The sequence below is a fragment of the Pseudomonas sp. dw_612 genome, assembly GCF_018449725.1.
Classification (GTDB): Bacteria; Pseudomonadota; Gammaproteobacteria; order Pseudomonadales; family Pseudomonadaceae; genus Aquipseudomonas.
The window spans coordinates 326050-346523 of sequence record NZ_JAAVVC010000001.1 but is presented as its reverse complement, the minus strand read 5'-3'; the positions used below and the strand labels follow the sequence as shown (position 1 = coordinate 346523).

At 52.7% G+C, this 20474-nt stretch carries 21 protein-coding genes; 5 read left to right on the top strand and 16 right to left on the bottom strand.

Annotated features, from left to right (window positions below):
• Positions 1-119: 119 nt before the first annotated feature.
• A complete protein-coding gene (locus HB680_RS01595; protein ID WP_213936837.1) occupies positions 120-800 on the top strand; it encodes a hypothetical protein in 681 nt (226 codons plus the stop codon).
• A complete protein-coding gene (locus tag HB680_RS01590; protein ID WP_213936836.1) occupies positions 797-1336 on the top strand; it encodes a hypothetical protein in 540 nt (179 codons plus the stop codon). Before HB680_RS01595 ends, HB680_RS01590 begins: the two co-directional genes overlap by 4 nt.
• Positions 1337-1473: 137 nt before the next feature.
• Here HB680_RS01590 and HB680_RS01585 read toward each other — a convergent pair whose 3' ends face one another.
• From HB680_RS01585 to HB680_RS01540, 10 genes are all read right to left on the bottom strand, one after another.
• Complete coding sequence (locus HB680_RS01585; RefSeq protein ID WP_213936835.1) at positions 1474-2049, bottom strand: hypothetical protein; 576 nt, start codon at positions 2047-2049, stop codon at positions 1474-1476.
• Between the two features lie 63 nt (positions 2050-2112).
• Positions 2113-2571, bottom strand: a complete 459-nt coding sequence (locus HB680_RS01580) for a phage virion morphogenesis protein (protein ID WP_213936834.1) — start codon at positions 2569-2571, stop codon at positions 2113-2115.
• Positions 2568-3044, bottom strand: a complete 477-nt coding sequence (locus HB680_RS01575; protein WP_213936833.1) for a phage tail protein — start codon at positions 3042-3044, stop codon at positions 2568-2570. Before HB680_RS01575 ends, HB680_RS01580 begins: the two co-directional genes overlap by 4 nt.
• A gap of 37 nt (positions 3045-3081) precedes the next feature.
• Positions 3082-3924 (bottom strand): N-acetylmuramidase family protein, encoded by an 843-nt coding sequence (locus tag HB680_RS01570; protein WP_213936832.1) that lies wholly within the window; start codon positions 3922-3924, stop codon positions 3082-3084.
• Positions 3921-4235, bottom strand: coding sequence for a phage holin, lambda family (locus tag HB680_RS01565; protein WP_213936831.1), 315 nt, complete (start codon positions 4233-4235; stop codon positions 3921-3923). Before HB680_RS01565 ends, HB680_RS01570 begins: the two co-directional genes overlap by 4 nt.
• Positions 4236-4272: 37 nt before the next feature.
• A complete protein-coding gene (locus HB680_RS01560; protein WP_213936830.1) occupies positions 4273-4485 on the bottom strand; it encodes a tail protein X in 213 nt (70 codons plus the stop codon).
• Complete coding sequence (locus HB680_RS01555) at positions 4485-4946, bottom strand: head completion/stabilization protein (protein WP_213936829.1); 462 nt, start codon at positions 4944-4946, stop codon at positions 4485-4487. The genes HB680_RS01560 and HB680_RS01555 overlap by 1 nt, the downstream gene beginning before the upstream one ends.
• Positions 4947-5049: 103 nt before the next feature.
• On the bottom strand, positions 5050-5748 hold the full coding sequence (locus tag HB680_RS01550) for a terminase endonuclease subunit (RefSeq protein WP_213936828.1): 699 nt from the start codon (positions 5746-5748) through the stop codon (positions 5050-5052).
• Between the two features lie 11 nt (positions 5749-5759).
• Complete coding sequence (locus HB680_RS01545) at positions 5760-6770, bottom strand: phage major capsid protein, P2 family (protein WP_213936827.1); 1011 nt, start codon at positions 6768-6770, stop codon at positions 5760-5762.
• Positions 6771-6787: 17 nt separating this feature from the next.
• Complete coding sequence (locus HB680_RS01540; protein WP_213936826.1) at positions 6788-7618, bottom strand: GPO family capsid scaffolding protein; 831 nt, start codon at positions 7616-7618, stop codon at positions 6788-6790.
• 139 nt (positions 7619-7757) lie between these two features.
• Here HB680_RS01540 and HB680_RS01535 point away from each other — a divergent pair, with 139 nt between their 5' ends.
• Positions 7758-9515: a terminase ATPase subunit family protein gene (locus HB680_RS01535; protein WP_213937102.1), complete on the top strand. Its 1758-nt coding sequence runs from the start codon at positions 7758-7760 to the stop codon at positions 9513-9515.
• Entirely contained in the window at positions 9515-10525 is a 1011-nt protein-coding gene (locus HB680_RS01530; protein WP_213936825.1) for a phage portal protein, read from the top strand. Before HB680_RS01535 ends, HB680_RS01530 begins: the two co-directional genes overlap by 1 nt.
• A 1152-nt stretch (positions 10526-11677) precedes the next feature.
• Here the strand turns inward: HB680_RS01530 and HB680_RS01525 are convergent.
• The 4 genes from HB680_RS01525 to HB680_RS01510 all read right to left on the bottom strand — a co-directional run bounded on the left by HB680_RS01525 (position 11678) and on the right by HB680_RS01510 (position 16816).
• A complete protein-coding gene (locus HB680_RS01525) occupies positions 11678-12382 on the bottom strand; it encodes an SOS response-associated peptidase family protein (RefSeq protein WP_213936824.1) in 705 nt (234 codons plus the stop codon).
• Between the two features lie 24 nt (positions 12383-12406).
• On the bottom strand, positions 12407-13135 hold the full coding sequence (locus HB680_RS01520; RefSeq protein ID WP_213936823.1) for a hypothetical protein: 729 nt from the start codon (positions 13133-13135) through the stop codon (positions 12407-12409).
• A 982-nt stretch (positions 13136-14117) separates the two neighbouring features.
• The gene (locus HB680_RS01515) at positions 14118-15656 is read right to left on the bottom strand and encodes a protein kinase (RefSeq protein ID WP_213936822.1); all 1539 of its coding nucleotides are present in this window, start codon (positions 15654-15656) and stop codon (positions 14118-14120) included.
• A gap of 215 nt (positions 15657-15871) precedes the next feature.
• A complete protein-coding gene (locus HB680_RS01510; RefSeq protein WP_213936821.1) occupies positions 15872-16816 on the bottom strand; it encodes a hypothetical protein in 945 nt (314 codons plus the stop codon).
• Positions 16817-17845: 1029 nt separating this feature from the next.
• On the opposite strand from HB680_RS01510, the gene HB680_RS01505 reads away from it, so the two are divergent.
• Positions 17846-19120: a DUF4062 domain-containing protein gene (locus HB680_RS01505; protein ID WP_213936820.1), complete on the top strand. Its 1275-nt coding sequence runs from the start codon at positions 17846-17848 to the stop codon at positions 19118-19120.
• A 21-nt stretch (positions 19121-19141) separates the two neighbouring features.
• Here the strand turns inward: HB680_RS01505 and HB680_RS01500 are convergent, their stop codons facing one another.
• Together HB680_RS01500 and HB680_RS01490 are read right to left on the bottom strand one after the other, a co-directional pair.
• Positions 19142-19297 (bottom strand): hypothetical protein, encoded by a 156-nt coding sequence (locus HB680_RS01500; RefSeq protein ID WP_213936819.1) that lies wholly within the window; start codon positions 19295-19297, stop codon positions 19142-19144.
• A 461-nt stretch (positions 19298-19758) separates the two neighbouring features.
• Positions 19759-20463, bottom strand: coding sequence for a murein L,D-transpeptidase catalytic domain family protein (locus HB680_RS01490; protein ID WP_213936817.1), 705 nt, complete (start codon positions 20461-20463; stop codon positions 19759-19761).
• Positions 20464-20474 lie beyond the last annotated feature (11 nt).

Here is a 20474-nt window from a genome sequence, read left to right as displayed (position 1 = left end):
ACAAGGCGGTTCATGGCAGCGTTGGTATCTTGTAAAGGAGGAGAAGACAGGGCATCAGCTGAGTCGTTACGCTCTAAACGAGGCGATTTGCAATACACGAGAGCCAAAAACGCAGAAAGATGAACTCAATTCAATATGACATAATGTTTTTTGGGTGTATCCCTTTCGTAAAGACACGTTTCTGGTGGATAGCAGCTCGCTTAGAGACTAAAATTTTTAATGGAATTGAATGGTGGACGGTTCTCATGGAAAAAAACAAATCGTTTTCTGAGTTTGTAAGTAAACATTCCGATACCGTTGAAAGTGTAAAATTTGACCCTGAGAAGGAGATTTCTGAGTGGAGGGATTATCTGGATCAACTCTATCGGACAATCGAAGGGTTCGTTTCGCCATATGGAAGTGACGGTGCAGTTCAGTTTGTTCGCGCTCCTATATCAATAATGGAGGAGGCTCTTGGGACGTATCAAGTCAATAGCGCCAAGCTTCTGGTAGGTAATGCTAAATACATATTCAACCCGATTGGGACTATGCTGATTGGTTCAAAAGGTAGAGTTGATCTGATTGGCCCTAGTGGGAGAGCTATGCTCGCATTAGTTCGCGGGGATAGCCCGCGTATCAGTGTGAAAGTAACCATAGATGATGGTTCCAAACAGGTTGTTACCGATTCGGAATCAAGAGATGAAGCGCTTGCAAAACTGGAGCCGTGGGAGTGGAAAATTGTTTCGAATAGGCCTCCATATAAATATACGGAATTAAGCGTAGACAAGTTTTTGAATTTGTTGATGGGTCTCGCGCGATGAAAAGAATTGAATTCATTCCTTCTGGGATGAATCTTGAACTTTCTGAAATTGCCGACCATTTTGACGTCGTTAGTTCCTCTATGACTGTCTTCTATGCTGAAGACAGCCCGTCATTTCTAAGTCGTCACGCTTTTTCAATGCCAGCTCAAATTTTGAGCGATTATAGAAAAGCGCAGCGTGAGTTGGAAATATCGATATGTCTAACAATACTAGCATCGTTGGAAGCAAAATTTCGATTAGATTACTTGCAGCGAGTGGATTCAAAACTCAAAGATCCACTTAGTCGGGCTTATATGAAGCTGTATGGTCGTCATAAAAACAAAATTGGTTTTGATGATATTTTGGATGCATGGAAGCGCTACGCGCCATCGTCAATTGTTTATGTCAGAGAGTTAAAAGGAGCTTTGGCATTTAGGCATTGGTTAGCTCATGGACGTTACTGGAAGCCTAAGCTTGCTCGGGCTCATGGTTATACTGACATTTATAGACTGGCTGATGATGTAATTAATAATTTTCCGTTTGTGTCTGCTCAATAAAGAGACTGATATTTACAATAGAGACGATGTGCGTGACTTATTAATCGTTTGCTGTGCTACTTTTAAGCACGCTGGATCTGAGTCGGGTGTTAGGTCAAATGGCGTCATTGCTGATGCCATTTTCTATACTGTGAAATCTATCGCATTAGCGAGATAGTTAGAATTGTAATTGTTGCAACAATAGCTGTGGCGGTTGTCGCTATCATTATGTTGAGTTTTCTGCTTAGAATTGTTGTGCTTTTTATTAATTGCTCAATTTGTGCGGTGTTATCGATCACTATCTTTTCTATATCGGGTTTTTCTGTTGTTGGATTATCCGTTGAAGCTAGTTCGTTGTCACTAGACGTTTTGTCAGCATAAACAGCGATGATGCTGCCGCCTGCTCCGGCGCATGCTAATAATATGACTTGCCCAAAAATTTCGAAATGGTCAATGGCATCTGCGGGCATGAGTGACTTTGTTACGAAAATGTAGAAGAACTTCGGGTAGACAATTTGGTAAAGCACGCCAGCTCCTATCAAAAAGAAACCCTTTAGTACTCGATCTTGCCTCATGTCAAGAAGTGTTAAAAATAATATAAAGCAACTCGCAAATGCTGCATAGGTGGCAGTTCTGGTGAAGTTGTATATTCCGGCTATAGCTACTCCAAAAAATAGTATGCAAAATGCAACTATCATCAAGATGCAAATTCGAATGTTTAAACTTGGTTTCATTTTAAGCAATCCATGGCAAAGGTAGGAGGCGTGCAATGATACCATTGGTCGCAGCACGGTGAGCTACTGAGCCACGTATAACAACAAATCATCGCGAATTTGATCTAAGTCGGAGTTGGTGAAACCGAGCATCTCTCGTGTTTCATATCGCACTTGCGGAGCGCGGTGCTCGGCTCTATCTTTCGTACCATATTGATGAACCCTTGCGATGCGTGCAATTCGCCCCGTGAATCCGATGCTGATACCGTTTTCGTCGCCTTGAAACTTAAAAAATCTGACCGTACGTATCTTCTGAAACATTTGAACCTTTCTCTTCATCCGTCCCGATTTACCGCGTAGGTTGCGCTGTTTGCGCGGCGCATATTTGCTGCCGTCCGGATTGCGCTGGGCAATGATTCGTTTCTGCTGGCTACTCCGCAACGTCTGGCCGAGGCTTCGGGCGAGCCGCTTTCGCGATGCTGGCTCAAGTTGCGCAAGTAGGCCAGCCGCCCAGTCTTCCAACGCCTCCAGTCGATTAGTCATTTCGTCACTCCCCATTCACTAACGGCGCCTTGGGCTCCTGGCACCCAATTAGGGTCGAGAAATGCCGCGACTCGCTGCGGTTCACCCGAATGGCGAATGGTGGTGTTGCCCTGGTCGTCCTTCCCCACGACCACACGCTCAGTCAGCGGCAACGTCAAACTCATATCCACTTTGCTGTTATCCAGAACATCCGCCTCAAACTGGATGCCATCGGCGGACTTGTTCAGGTTCTCCAGCAACTCGGGCTGATGCACGCTCAGCCAGCCGAGCAGCGGCAACATGACGCTGTCGGGATGGCCGGCGAAGTCGGTGAGGATGATCTGCAGGTCGAAGCTGTATTCGAACGACAGGCTCGCGGCAGCGGTGCAGCGCACCTTGCCGTTGTCGATGAAGATCAGCAGCCGGTCAGGGTTGTGCTTGAGTTCGGCGATGGTGCTCAGCAGATGAGTACGCAGGCTTTCAGGTTTGTTCATACGTGGCGGTTGTCTTGATCAGCGATGTAAGGACGGATCATGCAGCTACCCTCTGACCACAACCGCAGTTCTCATGCCGCTGATAGGCGCGCTGGAGCTTGATGTCGTACAGGTTTCGTTGGTAGTCCGGTCCGTTGTAGATCCTGGCAAACTCGGCCCATTTGCGTGCCTTCAGTGCCTTGTGCAAAACCGGATCGGTTTCGATGAAGCGCACGAACGCATCAAACTGCTTCGATTCGTCTGCGCTCATGACGGCCACGAAGTCTTGCACGCTGGCATAGCCCAGGCGTTGCCAGTGAAACCCCATGATCTGGAAGGCGCCCCAGGAGGCGGATTCCAAAGCGGCCACGTCATCAAGCACGCGGGCGCTGCCCAGGCGCTGATGTTCAGCGTTGCCGCCGACGTAGCCACCGGGTTTCGGATTGACGATGGCCGGGTGAGCGGCGGCGAGTTGGTCGGCGCGGCGTTTGAGGTCGTTGAGGTTTTCGCTGTCTTGGCGAACTTTCGAAAGCTGGCGGTACATGATGTGGCGTTCGAACAGGATCACCGGTTTGCCGCTGTCCAGAAAGCCCATGCCTTTGGACTCGACTTCGTTGACCGCGTAGATGGCGGCTAGGGGCACGTCGAGGCGTTCTGAGGCGTTGACCAGATCGGCGTTTTTCAGCAGTCGTTGGCAGTCATCGCCGGCAAGCGCGGTCTGTGTTTTGGGGCCGGCGATGCCATCGACCACTAGGCCGACGCTCAACTGATAGGCACGCACGGCGGCTTCGGTGGTGTCGCCGTAATGCCCGTCAACGTTCAGGCGAGCGCCGTGGTTGTTCAGGGTGGTTTGCAGGTGGCGCACCGCTTGCGAGCGGTCGCCGTGACGTAATGAAATCATCGTGAGGCTTCCTTGCGAATGAAAAATTTCCTGGCGGCGGCGCGGGTTCCTTCCACGCCGAGCAGACCGATGATGCCACCAAAAAAAGGCGCGGTGGACGTGGAAACACCGAGCAACGGTAGGCCGTGGCTGGCGGCCAAGGCCAAGGCGCCGCAGAGCGGGGCTTCGATGGCGATACGGCGCCAGGTGCCACCGCCGTACATGATTCGTAGCGCGGCGATTATTAGGGCGAGGAGGCCGGCGTACAGGGTCGGCCAGTGTTGTTCGAGCCAGGCGGCGAGCCAGGCCCAGGTGTCGGGGCGTTCGGGCATGTGTTTCCTTCCTTGGTTTAAGCGCGGTATCGGTGGGTCAATCCCATAGGTTCACCCTCTGCCTTTGCGGGGCGGCGGTGTGTGTGTCGGGCATTTGCACGGCCAAGCCCTGGGGCAAGGTCGGGCCGTGGTCGGCCAGCCCGGGGTTGGCTTGAAGTACGGCTTCGGTCACGCCGGCGGTGCGGCCGTAATGTCGCCAACAAAGGGCATCAACGGTGTCGTTTTGCCGGGCGCGGACGGTGACGGGCATCAGATCAACTCCACGGTGGTGCGGCCGAGGCCGAGGAAGTCGCGCACCGCCCAGCGCTGGTCGCGGCGCAATTCGTCGATGCTGGGGGTGAGTTCGTCGGCGTTCTGGTGGCCGCTGTTGGTGCTGTCGTAAGAGCGGTAGCGTTCGCAGATTTCTGCGCCGGTCGCGGCGTAGATCGCCCGTTGGTACAGGTGGACGAGTTGCGACACGCCTTTGATCGGGTCGGCCGGTACGTCGGCCAGCGTGGCGTAGCCCTTGGCTTGTTGGGTACGGCGCCACGCGGCGAGCTCGCGGTTGACGCTGATGGCGGCGGCGATGGTCGCGGTTTCCAGTCGGATGGCGGTGACGCTGGAGTCGATGCGCAGTGTGCCGCGCACGTCGTCCAGATTGATCGACGGCCAGAAGGGGTCGGTGTTGATGTGGCCGCTGGGGGCCTTGCCGCCCGCGATGAATCCGCTCATTGCGCTGCACTCTGCAATAGGTCGCCGGTGGTCGGGGCTTCTCGTTCAGGTGCGTGGCCTGGCCGATCCGCCCCGAGCCGGCGGGGTGCGTGGGGACGCTCGGTTAGCCGCCCGTGGCGGCAAGTTTGTTGAGTAGGCGTTCGGCCCGCTCTAGATCCTTTTTGCCACCGCAGGCGTCGTGCCGTTCGATGGCTTTTTTCAGCAGGTCGATGCCGGCCTGAACTTGACCGGGCTGGTCGGGCAGTTCTTCGGTGAGGCCGTCCAGGGTGGCGCGGCCCATGGCGAGGAACAGCTTGGCGCGGGCCTGGTCGGGCATGTCTTCGGCGTCGGTCAGGTCGGCGGCGCGTTGCAGGGTGGCCAAGTCGAACGGTTCGTTGAGCTTCTGTGCACTCAATGCCGCCGTGGCGATGTCTTCGGCGACCAGGCAGCCCAAGGTGCGGGCGAAACGATCCGGCATGATCATTTTGTGCTTGAGCACGTACGCGGCGATGTCGAGGCCGCCGTTGAAGTCGCCGGCATCGAAGCGCCAGACCATGAGGGTGGTCAGCACTTCGTCTTGCGCCCCGAGCCCAGCTTCCAGCACGCCTTGCACGTAGGGCACGTAGTCGGGGAGCAACTGGCGTTTGAGTTCGGCTTTGCCTTGGTTCGATTGGATCTGTTTCAGGCGCAGGCGATCTTGCAGTAGCTGGTTGAGCTGGTGTTCGTAGGCGGTGGCACCGGCCATGGTTTGATTGGGTTCGACAGCGGCCGCCTCTATGGCGGCCGTGACGCGCAGGAAGTGATGCCGGCAGGGGTTGGTCATGGTCGTCTGTCTTACGATGCGATTTCGATGTTTTCAGCGAGGGCCGCGCATTCCAGGTCCTCGATGACGTAGGCGTCGTTGACCGATTCGTAGTTTTCGATGCGGTCGCGTTTGGCGTTGTCGAGGACGGTGCGACGGCGGCTGCCTTCCTGCCAGTAGATCGATAGGTTTTCGAGTTTGGTCACCAGCAGCCCGCGCGCCGGGAAATAGGGCACGCGCACCGCGGGCAAGTTGCCCAGGCGCTTTTGGCTGGTGACGATGTCGGCGGCCAGCATTTCGCTCGGGACGTTGTCCTTGTTGATGATCGGGAAGTATTTGTCGGCCAGCAGTTGGCGACCGCAGATCACCACCAGGTCCGGGTCTTCCTGATACCAAGGGGCAATGAACTCCTCGACCATGCTGAAGACCAGGGCGTCAAGGTTGGTGAAGTCCTTTCCAGCACCGATGGCGATTTTGCCCGAGCCTTCAGCGATTTCCTTCATCACCCGCGCGGCGTTTTCGGTGCGCATCTTTTGCAGCCAACCAATGTTGACGTCTTCGCGCAGCGGGTGGGTCGCCGGGTTCGAGGTGACGGCGCGGTGGGTGCCGTTCCAGCCGATCAGGATGCGGTCCAGCGCCTGGCGCTTGAGGATGGCGTCACGGATGCGCGCCTGGAAATCGGGGAACTTGGCCCAGGCGTCCAGTTTGCTGTAGCGCAGGTGGGTGTCGAAGTTGGTCTGCGAGCAGAAGTAGCCGCGATCATCGAGGGTGGTGATGTCGGTGGTTTCGCGGTCTTTCTGGGTGGTGTCGGTGGTGCCGGCGTTGGGGCCGCCGATGCCCATGCCGATCTTTTCACCCATCTGCTCGGTGACGCCGTAGATGTTGATCGCGCTGAGGAACTGACTGGATTCCTGCATGCGGGTTTCCAGGGTCTGGGTGACGCTGGGGGCGGTAGCGAATTTGGTAGTGACGTTGGGCACGCCGTGCAGTTTGGTTAGCTGGCCGAGGTAGGCGTTGAAGAGGTTGCGGGTGTCGTTGCGCATGGAGGTTGTCCTTGATATCAGCAGTCGGTCATGACGTGGTTTGCGCCGCCGGTGACCGGAGGACGTGTTTTTTGGTTGAGATCTTGGGTGGTCGAGAGTTTGTGTTTTAGCTCGGTGAAGTCCTTGGCTAACTGGTCGAGCTGCGTTTTCAGTGCTGCGGAAAACTGCCTCTCTGCGGCCAGTTGGTCGGGCAGGTCTTTGACGTGCTCGGCGATGGTTTCGACGGCTTGGCCGATGTGGCCGAACTCGCTGTCGTCCTTGGCCTGTTTGCCTTTGAGCAGGGTTTGTACCTTGCTGAAGAGCTGGGCGCCGAGGCTGGGCCTGTCTTCAAACTCTTCAAATGTCAGCTCGGCTTCGACGGCTTCGGTGAACATTGAGGTGGCGGAGTAGTGCCGGTCCTTGAAGGGGCTGGCGTCGGGCTTCTGCGCCGAGAAGGCGAGGACGTCGGTGCCGAGGCTGGCCGGGGAGTCGGTCACGGCCAGACCGACGATGTAGGCCTCTCCGGTGTCGGCGAAGCTGTCGTCGATTTCAATCGAGGTGTAGATCTTTTGCTTGGCCTTGTTCATGGCGATCAGGTCGACGGTGGGCTCGACCTGGGCGAACAGGGCGAGTTTTTTCTGGCCGTGGATGTCGATTTCTTCGGTCTTCACCGCGAGGACGTCGCCGTAGGCTTTGAACGGACTGTCGGGCAGCAGGCTGCGGAAATGCTCCAGCCAGATGCGGGCGCCGTAGGTGGACGGGTTGAAGTTTTTGGCGGCCTGTTCCAGCCAGTCGCGTTTGATGGTGCGTTTGTCCGAGGTCGCGCCTTCGACGGCGACGCGGAACCAGTTGCTGCGGAATTTTTTCATGCCGGGAATGCTCAGTGCGTTGCAGTGAGGGGCATGGTCGGGTCGCGCGCGGGTGGCGGCAATGAGGCGGGGTTGTAGGCGGGGAGGGCACAAGGGCCGGCGCTATTGAGTGGCGGGCCTGGGCGGCAGCATCGTCGTGATGACTACCACCGCGCTGTTGCCCATCGATCCCCGCCGCCAATCCAAGTTTTTGTACTGGATGGGTTGGCGTGTCTGCGAGATTGCCGAGGCGACGGGCGAGAAGGAGAAGACGCTACATAGCTGGAAGGCCCGAGATGCGTGGGATCAGGCGGACACGGTCGAGCGTATCGGTGGGGCGCTTGAGGCGCGGTTGGTACAGCTGATCCTAAAGGACGGCAAGACCAGCGGCGACTTCAAAGAGATTGATCTGCTGCACCGGCAGTTGGAGCGACAGGCCCGCATTCAGCGTTTTCAGGGGGGCGGTACTGAAACCGACCTCAACCCGAACCTGGCCAAGCGCAACGAAGGGCCGAAGAAGAAAACCCCGAAAAATGACATCAGCGAAGACCAGGTCGAGTTACTGCGCGAAGCGTTTCTCGACGGCTGTTTTGAGTACCAAAAAGACTGGTGCCGGGCAGGCAATCAACGCACTCGGGTCATCCTCAAGAGTCGGCAGATCGGCGCAACTTATTACTTCGCGCGTGAGGCGTTTATCGATGCGCTGGAGACTGGACGCAATCAGATTTTCTTGTCGGCTTCGAAAAATCAGGCCTACCTTTTTCGCGGCTACATCCAGGCGTTTGCCCGTGAGGTTAGCGGTGTCGAGCTGACCGGTGACCCGATTGTGCTGCCCAATGGGGCCGAGTTGTTTTTCCTCGGAACCAACGCCCGCACCGCCCAGGGTTACCACGGCAATTTCTACTTTGATGAATTCTTCTGGACGTTCAAGTTTGAGGAGCTGAACAAGGTTGCCTCGGGCATGGCGATGCACAAGAAGTGGCGCAAAACCTACTTCTCGACGCCTTCCAGCATGGCCCATGAGGCTTACACCTTCTGGACCGGTGAGCGCTTCAACAAGGGCAAGCCGGCGGCGCAGCACACCAAGGTCGATGTATCCCACGGATCGCTCCAGCAGGGGCGGCTGTGTGAGGACCGGTTATGGCGGCAGATCGTTAACATCCTTGATGCGGAGCAGGGCGGCTGTGATCTGTTCGACATCGAAGAGCTTCGCCGCGAGTACAGCCCTGAAGCGTTCGCGAACCTACTGATGTGCGACTTTGTTGACGACGGCGCGAGCATCTTTCCGCTGGCGTTGTTGCAGTCGTGCATGGTCGATAGCTGGGTGGAGTGGGCTGAGGACTATAAGCCGTTTGCCATGCGCCCGTTCGGTGACCGTCAGGTATGGATTGGTTACGACCCGGCTGAGACGGGGGACTGCTCGGGGCTGGTGGTGGTTGCGCCGCCGTTGGTGCCGGGTGGGAAGTTTCGGGTGCTTGAACGGCATCAGTTTCGGGGGATGGATTTTGCGGCTCAGGCGGCTTTTATCAAACGCGTCTGCGACCGGTATTGGGTGACGTACATCGGAATCGATGTGACTGGCCTGGGCAGTGGCGTGGCGCAGCTGGTACGTCAATTCTTCCCGGCGGTGACCACCTTTAGCTATTCGCCTGAGGTTAAAACCCGGTTGGTGCTCAAGGCTTATGACGTTATCCACAAGGGGCGGCTGGAGTTCGATGCCGGCTGGACGGACATGGCGCAGTCGCTGATGGCGATTCGTAAGACGGTTACTGCTGGCGGGCGTCAGTACACCTATACCGCTGGGCGCAACGACAACACTGGCCACGCCGATCTGGCGTGGGCGCTTTTTCATGCTTTGCATAACGAACCGCTTGAGGGGCAGACGGCTGCCAATACCGGGCGGATGGAGATTTATTGATGACTGAACAGGCACTGCTCCCCGCGACCGTTTCCAGCGGAGCAGGTACGCAGGTTTTTAGCTTCGGGGAGCCGACGCCGGTGTTGGGTGGTCGGGAGGTGTTCGACTATCTGGAGTGCTGGTTTAACGGGCGTTGGTATAAGCCGCCGTTGTCGATGGATGGGCTGGCGCGGTCGGTGGGTGCAAGTGTGCATTTGCATTCGGGGTTGATGTTTAAGCGCAACCTATTGAGTAAGACGTTTATCCCGCATCCGATGCTTTCCCGTGCGGCGTTTGAGCAGTTCGCGTTGGATTTTTTGTGCCTGGGGAATGGGTATCTGGAGCGGCGTCGTTCGGTGTCGGGGGGGACTTGGCAGTTGGTGCCGCCGCTGGCGAAGTACATGCGGGTGGGGCCGGAGGGGAGGTTCTACCAGGTGCAGGGGTTCAAAAGTGAGCATGCGTTTGAAGCGGGGAGCGTGTTTCATCTGCGGGAGGCGGATCTGCACCAGGAGATTTATGGGTTGCCGGAGTGGATCAGCGCATTGCAGTCGGCGTTGCTGAATGAGTCGGCGACGTTGTTTCGGCGCAAGTACTACGAGAACGGGAGTCATGCGGGGTTCATCCTGTACATGACGGATGCGGCGCAGACGGAGGCGGATATCGATGCGTTGCGTAAGGCGTTGAAGGATTCGAAGGGGCCGGGGAATTTTCGGAATTTGTTTGTGTACTCGCCGACGGGGAAGAAGGATGGGATTCAGTTGATTCCGGTGAGTGAGGTGGCGGCTAAGGATGAGTTTAATTCGATCAAGAATCAGACGCGGGATGATGTGTTGGCGAGTTTGCGGATACCGCCGCAGTTAATGGGGATTGTGCCGCAGAATGCTGGGGGGTTTGGGTCGATTAGGGAGGCGGCGCAGATCTATGCGGCGAATGAGTTGGAGCCTATGCAGACGCGGATGCTGCAACTGAATGACTGGATGGGGGAGGAGGTCATTCGGTTCAAACCTTACGAGGTGGCCGTGGAAGCATAGAGCCCCCGAGCAGTAGCCCCAGCGAATGCCGATACGCCCGCACTACCGCTAGCGGAGCAAGACGGCAGGGCCTTTCAACCCTGCCGGTGTTTCTAGGCGAAAACTACCTGTAGAACCTTCAGCAGCTCGGTAGTCATGCGCACGAGCTCAATGAGCAGCTCCACGACGTGGGGCGACATATTCAGTGCCTTGTGGGGGTGGCCGCCAGTCTTGGTCTCTCAGATCCTGTGTGCTAACGTTGTGAAGAGCAAACGACGGCGCAAAGGATTGGAGAGAAAAAACCTCGCCAGTGTTTTTATTTTTGCGCTGTTAGCTTCGAGGCAGATGGGGGTCCAATCCCCATCTGCCTTTTTTGCTTTTCAGCGCCCCTCTTCTAACTATCGCCAGCAGAATACTTTTCGAACGAAAGCCTTTGCCGTGCAAAAAAAATTCCGTTCGATTGGTATGCCTGTTAGAAGTCTGGTTACAGTAAAGTGCTTGCCGGCTGTTAGTCAAGTGCAAGTTTCTCTGACTATTTTAGCCGCTAAAATTTTACGACTGCGGGAGGGGTATTTCTGGCCTGAAGGGTGGCTAGGGCAAGCTGAAAGGCTTGTCGTATAAGGGTTGTGGCTGTTCAGGCCTCTAACGTATGTGGACGTGATTTAAGGGGTAGTAAGCCTGGTTAACTTAAATTTCTTACTTGTAAAAATCCCACCATTACGCAAGTAAGTAAGTACGTATTTCTGCAGGGGTGCTGAGTGTTTTTAGTTTTGAGTGTTCTTATTTAGGAAGCGTTTTCGTTAAGTTAAGGAGGTTGATAGCTAGGCTGTTTTAATATCTACCTCGAAAGTTATCCAATTTTATTAATTAATAAAAAAACAGGTGTTGACATCAAAATTAAAAAAAAGGCCCGGAAACGCTAGGCCGGACGGTAAAGGGGCCGGCATTTACTGTGATGATGGCAAAATGATCCTGTCGCTTTTAATGATGGCACTCCGGGTTTTTAATATTTTCTCGATGTCAAGGGGCCATCACCATGATTTTGAAACTAGTACTAGGAAAAGCTATATCACCAATATTGGGCATATAGCTTTTCGTCATGTGCAACTAAGCACCTTGAGCATGATGGCTATTAGGTGGCAATGGGTGGTGGCCCATCGCTCGTTTTTTCGCCTAATCTGGCCCTCCGCCGATGACTTCGCCGATAGGCGTTATCAGCGCTGCGTCCTGATTTCGCACATTTCCAATGGCTGGAGCGACCTGAAACCACTCAAGCGCATCGGGCGGCTCGCCATTTTGTAAAGCAATCAACTCTGCCCGTTCCTTGGGCGTAGCCGGATCAAGCCACTCGCGCGCCAGTTCCGGAGAAAGCGTTACCGGTCGCCTGTCGTGGATATCCACCATGCCGCCAACGCTGTCGGCGGTGATGATCACGAAGCCATCGTGCTCACTTGGCGGGTGCTCCGCGTTGGGGTACTGGCCGATTGCAGCGCAAAGGAGCGGCGCCCGGTCTTTCCGTTGGATGAGGTAGGGCCGTTTCTTTGGGCCACCTTCATCCACCCACTCGAACCAGTTGTCGATAGCGATGATTGCCCGGTGCGGCCAGATTGCGCAGAAAAAAGGACCGTGCGCGACCTTCTCTACTCGCGCGTTTATCGGTGCGGCGCGATCTTTAGCCCAGTGCGGTCGCCATCCCCAGCGCACCATGTCGGCGTGTAGGTATTGGCCTTCCTGATGGAAGATCGCCAGTTGCGTGGTGGGCGCGGCGTTGTAACGCTCAAAGGGTTGGTCGCCGGTGGAGTTGACCAGGGCATTGGGCATGTTCAGCGCCGCCACGAAGTCGTGAATGCCTCGGTATTGCGAGAGTCTTCCGCACATGGCCCCGTCCTCACGTTGTGCTTTTCAACATAGACCAGTGCCCACTTGCTTCGTTACAAACCCTTTGCCGGCGCACATCGGGCAATCGTCTCGATACCCAAAACGATCCAGGCAGGTCGGGCAGGTGTGAAACCTAGCCAGGTCGAGAAGCGGGCGTGCCTTTTCGAACGCGCGCAGATTGTGGCTCTCCTGGGCGACTTGTGCGGTGTCGACCAGAGCGCGGTACAGATCGGGATCGTCAATCGGTTCGTAAGTGACGCCGTCAACAACTCGCCGAGTCTCGACAAGGTCACACAGCGTTCCGTCGGGCATGGTCATCGTGAGGTTGGTAATTCTCGCAACCGCTTTAGAAGCGTTGAACACAAGGTTTGCTCCGTCGGCGTCTGGATAAATTTTGCCGTCATAGGTCGTCCGTGAAGGGTCAACGAGCGAGCTTGCATAGTGGAAAATTGTGCGACCTATACGTCCGAATAGTTCGGTTGTGCCGCGCGCCACAACGTCGTAGGTAGAGGCGCCGCAGTAGCGGGGCGGCGAATTGTGCAACTCCTCGACGACATGCCAATAGGCTGCGTTCGCTAATTCATCCATGTCGAATTGTTCAAGTGGGTCGATCAACCCCTCGGCGGCCAGGTCCTTGCTCATCGAGTGGAGAGTCTGGCGATACGCCTCCGGGTTGTGAATTCGGAAGGAGGGATTGTCGAGGGTCGAGCGCCACTGCTGAAGTCTCAGCGCTTTTGCCTGGTCGAAATTCATGGGGGATTCACTGTACAGATACTGGCTTTATGTACAGTAATTGATGGTTGGGCGGTATGCGAACTGGGGCGACGAGCTGTGGATGTTTGACTATGGGAACAGAAGCTCTTCTGGCCGCCCGACGACCTGATTATTACCTGGCGCGCGCCGTCATCCCCCCACCACGCCTGCGGGCTAAATGGGTCTTTTTTTCCGCACTTCTGCAACTGGCTGAGGACGGCAAGGAATCGACGCTGGGGAGGGTAGTACAGGGGGAAAAAAACCTGCGATTCCCTGCGAGGGGGATGTAAAGGATTCGGGGGCACCATCGCGGTGCTTGGCTGCTCTGTACCGATTGAGCAAGTGAGTATGGATTTTCGCGAGGCTGTCGGAAAAAGGTAATGGCGTAATACGAGGGCGACGGCATCTCTGAAACCCCCGCATTCATTGAATTCGCTGGATTACTTCCCAAGGTAATCAGGAGTAATCAGATAGGTAATACAGTCTTAACCCATTGATTTATAAGGTATCCACAGAAAAATAAATTACCTTTGGAATAAGTAATTGTCTTACTTCTACCTTACTAAAAAATTACCTTGTCCCACGTCTTCGAAAGCCAATGAAATAAGGGCTTCGACGTAGGATAGGGGAGGGGCATACCAAAATTACTGGTTTCCGAGGGCAAGCCTGAAGACTGCGGTCTCTGCGCGCTGTGTGAGCATTATGCTCAATCGCACGAACAGAGAAACTGTCACCAAAACTGTCACCAGTCTTGAGCAGTCAGGCTTCTGCACCGCTGGAAGCCTTGAAAATAGTGGAGCGGGTGAAGGGAATCGAACCCGCGTTATCAGCTTGGGAAGCTGATAACGCGGTTGAACTGAAACCTATGGTCAACGGCATTTTGCAGAGCGTTGTTATACCGCTCCGAAAACTTTCTGTTGGAAGACCTCCTGAGCATGGTATTGGCGAGTACCACGACCTGTACGGATGTCCCAATGTGATGTCAGTTGTACTGGGTGATCTCAGTACTGTGGTAGCTGCGCGTCGCATCGAGATATTGCTTGAGATCTTCTAGAGGGAGGTCCTGTGCCTGAATTGATGCATTGATAAAGTCCGACGTCGGGCTTTTGTCAGTCATCACTGCCGATGCAGTTTGCACTGGTACGACCATCACAGCGTTCGGGAGAAGATATCTGTACCTACCCTTAAAGCGGTCGTATTCTACTTTATAGGTTTCATTGTTAACACGATAATAGCCGTTGCCTATCTCGTCCGGGTCAATGTAAAGTTTTCCATCCATCAAAATAGAAAAGTCAGACTCCCATCCGTCTGTCGAAGGTCTTTCTATCAGATTGCCTTCAAAATCTGACCAGGCAAATGGAGCCTCAGGTTCTAATAGTAGGATGAAAAAGTTCTTGTATAAATACCCGTTATCCCGATGAACAAGTAGCTTTGAGACACTGATTTCAGTTTCATCATTCATCAGCCACTTTTGCGCGTCTAGGTGCTCTAATCCGGAAAAGTTGTTGTCGCCTCCATCAGCCATGACATACCAGAAATCATTTTTTTCGCAGTCTTTCTGAAACTGCGTGAGAAATGCCAGGATTTCAGCATGGTCTGTAGTAACTACGGTCTTTCGGATTTTTGGAAATGATCGCCGAATCACGTCGTCGAAATCATGAAGCTTTATCCAAGGATCCTTCTTGGGAGGTTTTGTTTTGTCTTTGATGAACTGCTGGATTTCATCGATACTTTGGAATCGTGCAGAAGGATTGTGTTTGAGGGCCTTCTCTGCGAATGAGTCTAAAATCGATAGAAGTTTTCCCTGTGCATTAATCGAAAACTGCGGGCGTCCGAGCCCGCGGATAGTTTTCCCAGTGAAAAACCACTGTATGACTTGTGCGAGGGAATAGATGTCAGCAGCTGCTGTGATATTTTCTTTACTATCAACTTGCTCTGGGGCACTGAATAAATAGTTTGCAAGCCTCTCGGATGGCTTAGTCAGCGCCTCTTTCGCGAACTCGTCGGTTTTAAAGTGTGCGATCCCTAAATCACCAATCACGAACGACTCAGCTTCTGCATCGTAGAAGATATTTTGTGGCTTGATGTCTCGATGTATAATGTTGTGGGTATGTAAGTGATGAAGCCCAGCCATCAACTGCTGTAACAAGCGACCGCCCTTTGCAGTTTGCTCTTCAGGAGAATCATTGGCTATATGTCCGATCTTGTGTAGCGTGCTGTCGTAGAATTTCATTACGATGAGCGAGTAGTCGGAGCCCTCGATAGTTGTCTTATCGAAGTGATATGTTATGACTATGTTTTTATGGGTCGGAATCTGTGCGGCACAAAAGAATTCGTCCCTGAATCTGCGAAGTTTGGAGTCGTCGCCATGAGGGATGAATTTTATTGCATAAGGTTTTTCACCACGATTGAATTTTAATACGTTAGCGTTTCCGCCTTGGCCCAAATCACATTCAAATTCAAATGCCCCTATGTCTGTTTGCAATACAGGGTTGGCCTTGAAATATTTAATGATGCTCATTCACTCGTCCTCTTGATTGTCATCATGTCCTCACAACCTTGATACACTCTGATCTAGTAAGCACTCAGCTAGTAATCCGATTTCCCCCTGGTTGTCACTTTCGTGCGTCAGCTCTTGACAGACAGCTTCCAATAATCGAGGGCTATCGACCTAATCGGATATTATCGATATATGAAAGCAAGGCACAACAACTGAATACTATTCAAGCTTATCTGTCAGTGGCGCGAAGCGCCTAATACGTCCTCACGATATACTTGCAGAACGTAATCTGCCAGAGAACGCCATTCATTTGTAATTCTCCGCCATAGCTGGTTCTCGACACCCTCTAAAGTTAGAATCTCTTCTCCCCCCGGTAGTGTTTTTCCGATAATGTGCGCATTTATAGACGAAGTGAATTGCTCTAGCGCGGAAAAAAATCTGTTGCCCGCAGGTAAGGTCTCGGCTATCAATGCGCGTGAGCCCTCGTGCAGCCACCCAAATAAGGCTTCGTTATTCAGCGCTGTTGATACTCTGTTGTAATCGATGCTGAGTTCTGCCAGAGAGTCGTAAAAGCTACAAAGAACGTAGCCTTGAGAAAAATCCCAATATTCCAGCCAGTTTAATTTAATTTCTGGCAGCAGGTACACGAGGTTCACTCGCAACGATCTTAGTGAAATTAAGTACTCATTTGTTGTAGGGCCTTGCAACTGGGTAGGCATCGCGATTTTGAATGCGCTTGGAAATATGCTTTCCAAAACTGCGCGAGGGATAAAATCGAGAGTCTTTATAGACGACCAGTAGACTACAAAAACCCTAAAGCTTGTACCGTTTAACCGCTGGTGTGTGTAGTAGCCTTCAGTCATTTTGTCTTGTATAGATGTATGCTTGTTTGCTGTGGTGAATAATACGTAGTACTCAATGATTCCATTGTAATTGTTGGTTTTTAGAAGTTCGTCTTCCAGCATCTTCCAAGTAAATGAGGTTTCCTTAAGTTTGCACTGCGCTACTGCAGGAAAATTGTTATTCAGCGGGACTAAGTCTATGCCGAATTGACTTTGACCTTTGCTTCCATATGATTGGTAAAATACATTTTGTCCGAAATTTTTTTTCGCAAAAAGAGCCATAAAATGACAGCAGAGAATTTCCCATTGATGCCAGTGTTCAACCTTTAGACCTTCCACGTAATCTCTCCTGCAAATATTCAATTACCAAAGAGGTCATACCCTACCAGATTGATGCCTAAATGCCACTATCTGAATAGTGTTATGGCGCTTGCATACAGAACCTTATCTTGACTTGGCTTGGTCGATCCCCGCCAGCAGAGCGGCCCCTTTTGGCTGATAGTTACCGACAGGTCATGCCCCTGTTCCTTCAGGCTGGCTACACCTTATTTAATATAGTCGGAGTAATCGCTTAGCTGTTCGCCGTCGCTGTCACGGCTAGTTGATTGTGTTAAAGCATTTCCAGCACATCCGTCGATGAGTATTCGTTTGTCACAGTTACCGACTCCTTTTTTAGAGAACTCAACCATGGCAACGACAGTGCTTGATTGGAGGCGAAAACGGTTTCTTAAAATTTGCTACAGCGGACGAGAGAGGGGGGGATTTGATGGGGCGCAAAGGTTGCTGGTACGTAATTGGTACGGAGGGTTTAGAGTAGGCTTATTGGCCTTTATTTACGGGGCTAGGGCGATTAGTACGCCCAATCCATCATCGGGGCGACGGAGAAGCGGCGGGAGAGTGGGGCGAGTGTGGCGGTGATTGGGGGCATTGGGGATCTGGGCTGGGTGGGGCTTGGGAGGTGGGGAGTTTATCAGGGTTAGGCTTGTGGAGGCGCAAAGAGCTACAGGATACGATGAGCTCATCCTCCTGGGAATGGGCAAGACAGGTCTGAGACGGGCTGATAGCATCGGGCTATTAACTATAAAAGCTGTTCAGGGAACGAACGTTATGCTGAAACAATTAACCTCATGGTCCTTTGCCTCAGTCTTCAATTTGTCTTCGTTCAAGGCGTCGCGACCGATGACGCACTTTTCAAGAGTCAAGTTATCTATTCGACAATCCGACCGTGCCAACAATAGTTACCATCGGTTAAAGTTTGAACGGTCTAAGTGCCGGTGCGGCAATTGAAAGTGTGTGTTGCGAGTATTTTGTTTGATGTGGTGCAAATATATTTTTTAATATAGTTGCGATTTGGTTTTAGGGGGAGTGATGCCAAGTAAATTACGAGCGTTTGTTAGTAGTACTATGGACGATCTACAGAATGAGCGTCGAGCGACAATAAAAAAACTGTTGCAGTTTGGTGTGGAACCCGTGAATGCTGAGTCGATGAGCCCTAATGGCAGGTCCAGTTGGGAAGTGATACAGGCGGAGATAGAGCAATGCCACCTTATGGTCCTGATTTTAGGTGATACATATGGCTGGGTCCCCACCGAAGGTTATGGGGCAGGGCGTGGCATGTCTGTTACTCATCTTGAATTAGATTACGCGCGAAGTATTGGTGTGCCCGTGGTGTCATTTTTAAAACACTTACCTTATGGCGCGAAGCGGGACAAGAAACGAGACAAGCTACGAAGTGAAATTTCCAACTGGAGTGATGGTTTGTTTCGGCGTGAGTTTGAATGGGCAGATGACTTGGAAGATCAGGTGTCCGAATCCCTTATTAGCCTGTTTACAGATAGTTTTCTAAAGCAACGGGTTCAGTCTCGGGATTTGGCAATAAAAGTTCCTTCTCCGACGGTACTGAAAAAAGGCTCAGAGCCTTTCCTATTGCCCGAGCGGAGTTGGGTGATGATAGCAGGAGCAGGGCTTTCGATTTCTGCTGGATATCCGACTGCTAATGCTCTGATTGCTGCGCTGGGTCAAGAACTATGGCCGGATTTAACTTCAGATCATAATCTATTGTTGTACAACTTTAGCCAGGTTGCTTCGTATTTTGAAATGAAGAAGGGGAGGCTAGGCCTACTGGCTAAGGTAGGCCAAATGCTTGATACGCCGCAAACAGTAAGACCAACGATGGCGCATGAGTATGCCGTGAGAAAATTCAAAGCAATTATTACTACAAATTTTGATGAGTTGTTTGAGGATGCGTGTGTCAGTCAAAATATTCCATTTCAAGTGGTAATACCGAACTTTGAAAATGTCGAGTTGGTTTCGGGGCGATTAGTTATTTATAAGTTGGCTGGGACGATGTCTAGACCTGAAACACTACAATTGACCACTTCTGATTTAAATAGCAGCATAAAATGCGATTTCGCCTTTGGATCTGTACGGTCGATGCTTCAGGCCAATCCTGTCGTAGTTATTGGGCATTCGTTGCGTGATGGTAATATTCAAGAAGTAATGGAAGGGCGTGATCGGGACAAGAGAGGGGTATACGTGTCCCCTTATTTGAGTCCCATTGATGAGATTATTTTGGATAAGTTTAATCTCGAAGGTGTTGCGCTGCGGGCTGACGAGTTTATAAGGGATTTCGATCCTGTCTAATACCGTGTAAGTATCGACTGTTTACTGTGCTTCTAAGGCGAAGGGCGTTCGAGGTGGGCGTCCATTTACAGGATAGTTAAGAGTATCAATACGGTAAATGACTTCCAATGTTTTACTTTTTGAAAGACTGCAGCGATTTTGACTGCCGGCATCCAGACCTAATTTGTATTCGTTCATATGAAGCTCCATTAGTTTGAAAGAGCTACTACTCAATCGTCGCCAAACGACTGGGTGGTAGCCGTACGCGGGTTGGCGAACCGGGCAATGGAGAAACCGGCAGACCCTGAGGTCTCCCGCGCACAGCCACCATAAAACAGGCAGCCACATGCGTTCTGAAGCGTTCCGAAAATGATCGAAGGTTTCAGTTCAATTGCCATCGAGTCGCCAAACCCGACACGCCATTTGGGCGTCGGAAGGACTATAGGCCTCGTGACAAAAGCGCAGCAATGCTGAAGTGTACGGACAGTTCCGAGTCTCGTGTAGGACATTGCTCTTTTGAGCAATCTCTCCGCATTTTTTGAAAAATAGATCGATGTTGAGCCCTCTGGCTGCACGTCGTAACGAAAAATGGGCGACCTTTTAAGGTCGCCCATTTTTTTCGAATTCAACAATGCGTCATAACCACACGGCCCACCCACTCAACGAGTAGTCTTCACCCCAGCCACACCCGCCATCGTCCCACTCCCACAATTCACAAACGAAGAAGTCTTCAACCACCGTTGATCCGGATAATAAGAAAACAACAACTGCCCATCCTTCATCGAATCAATCAACCGATGCGCAATCGCCGGCCTTACCGCTGGACACCCCAAGCTACGACCAATCCTTCCATTAATCTTCGCCAATTTCGGGCTGACATACGGCGCACCGTGAATCACGATCGCCCGATCAAACGCATTGTCGTTAAACCCGGGTTCCAAGCCTTCCATCCTCAACGAATAGCCGTTCTGCCCGACATAACTTGCCTGGGTGCGGTATAAGCCAAGGCTGGTGGCGAAGCTTTCGTTTTGGTTGGAGAAGTTGACGGCCATGTTTTCGCCGCTGTTGCGACCATGGGCGACGAGTTCATGGAACAGCAATTTGCGCTTCTTTAAATCGAACACCCATAACCGCTGTTCGGTCGAAGGCAGGGAGTAATCGATCACGGCGAGCCTTTGTACAGGGGCTGCGCCCTGGGCGATGCTGCATTGGGTGGCGCGTACGGCCAGGCCAATGACGTTGGCGTTAGCACCGGGGGCCGCTTTGGCGAGGGCGGCGGCGAGCGAATCGGCGTAGGCTAGCGGTATTGACGTTGCCGTCAGCAGCAGGGCCGAGCATAGAAAGCCAAAGCGGTTTAGCGCCATAGAGATGTCTC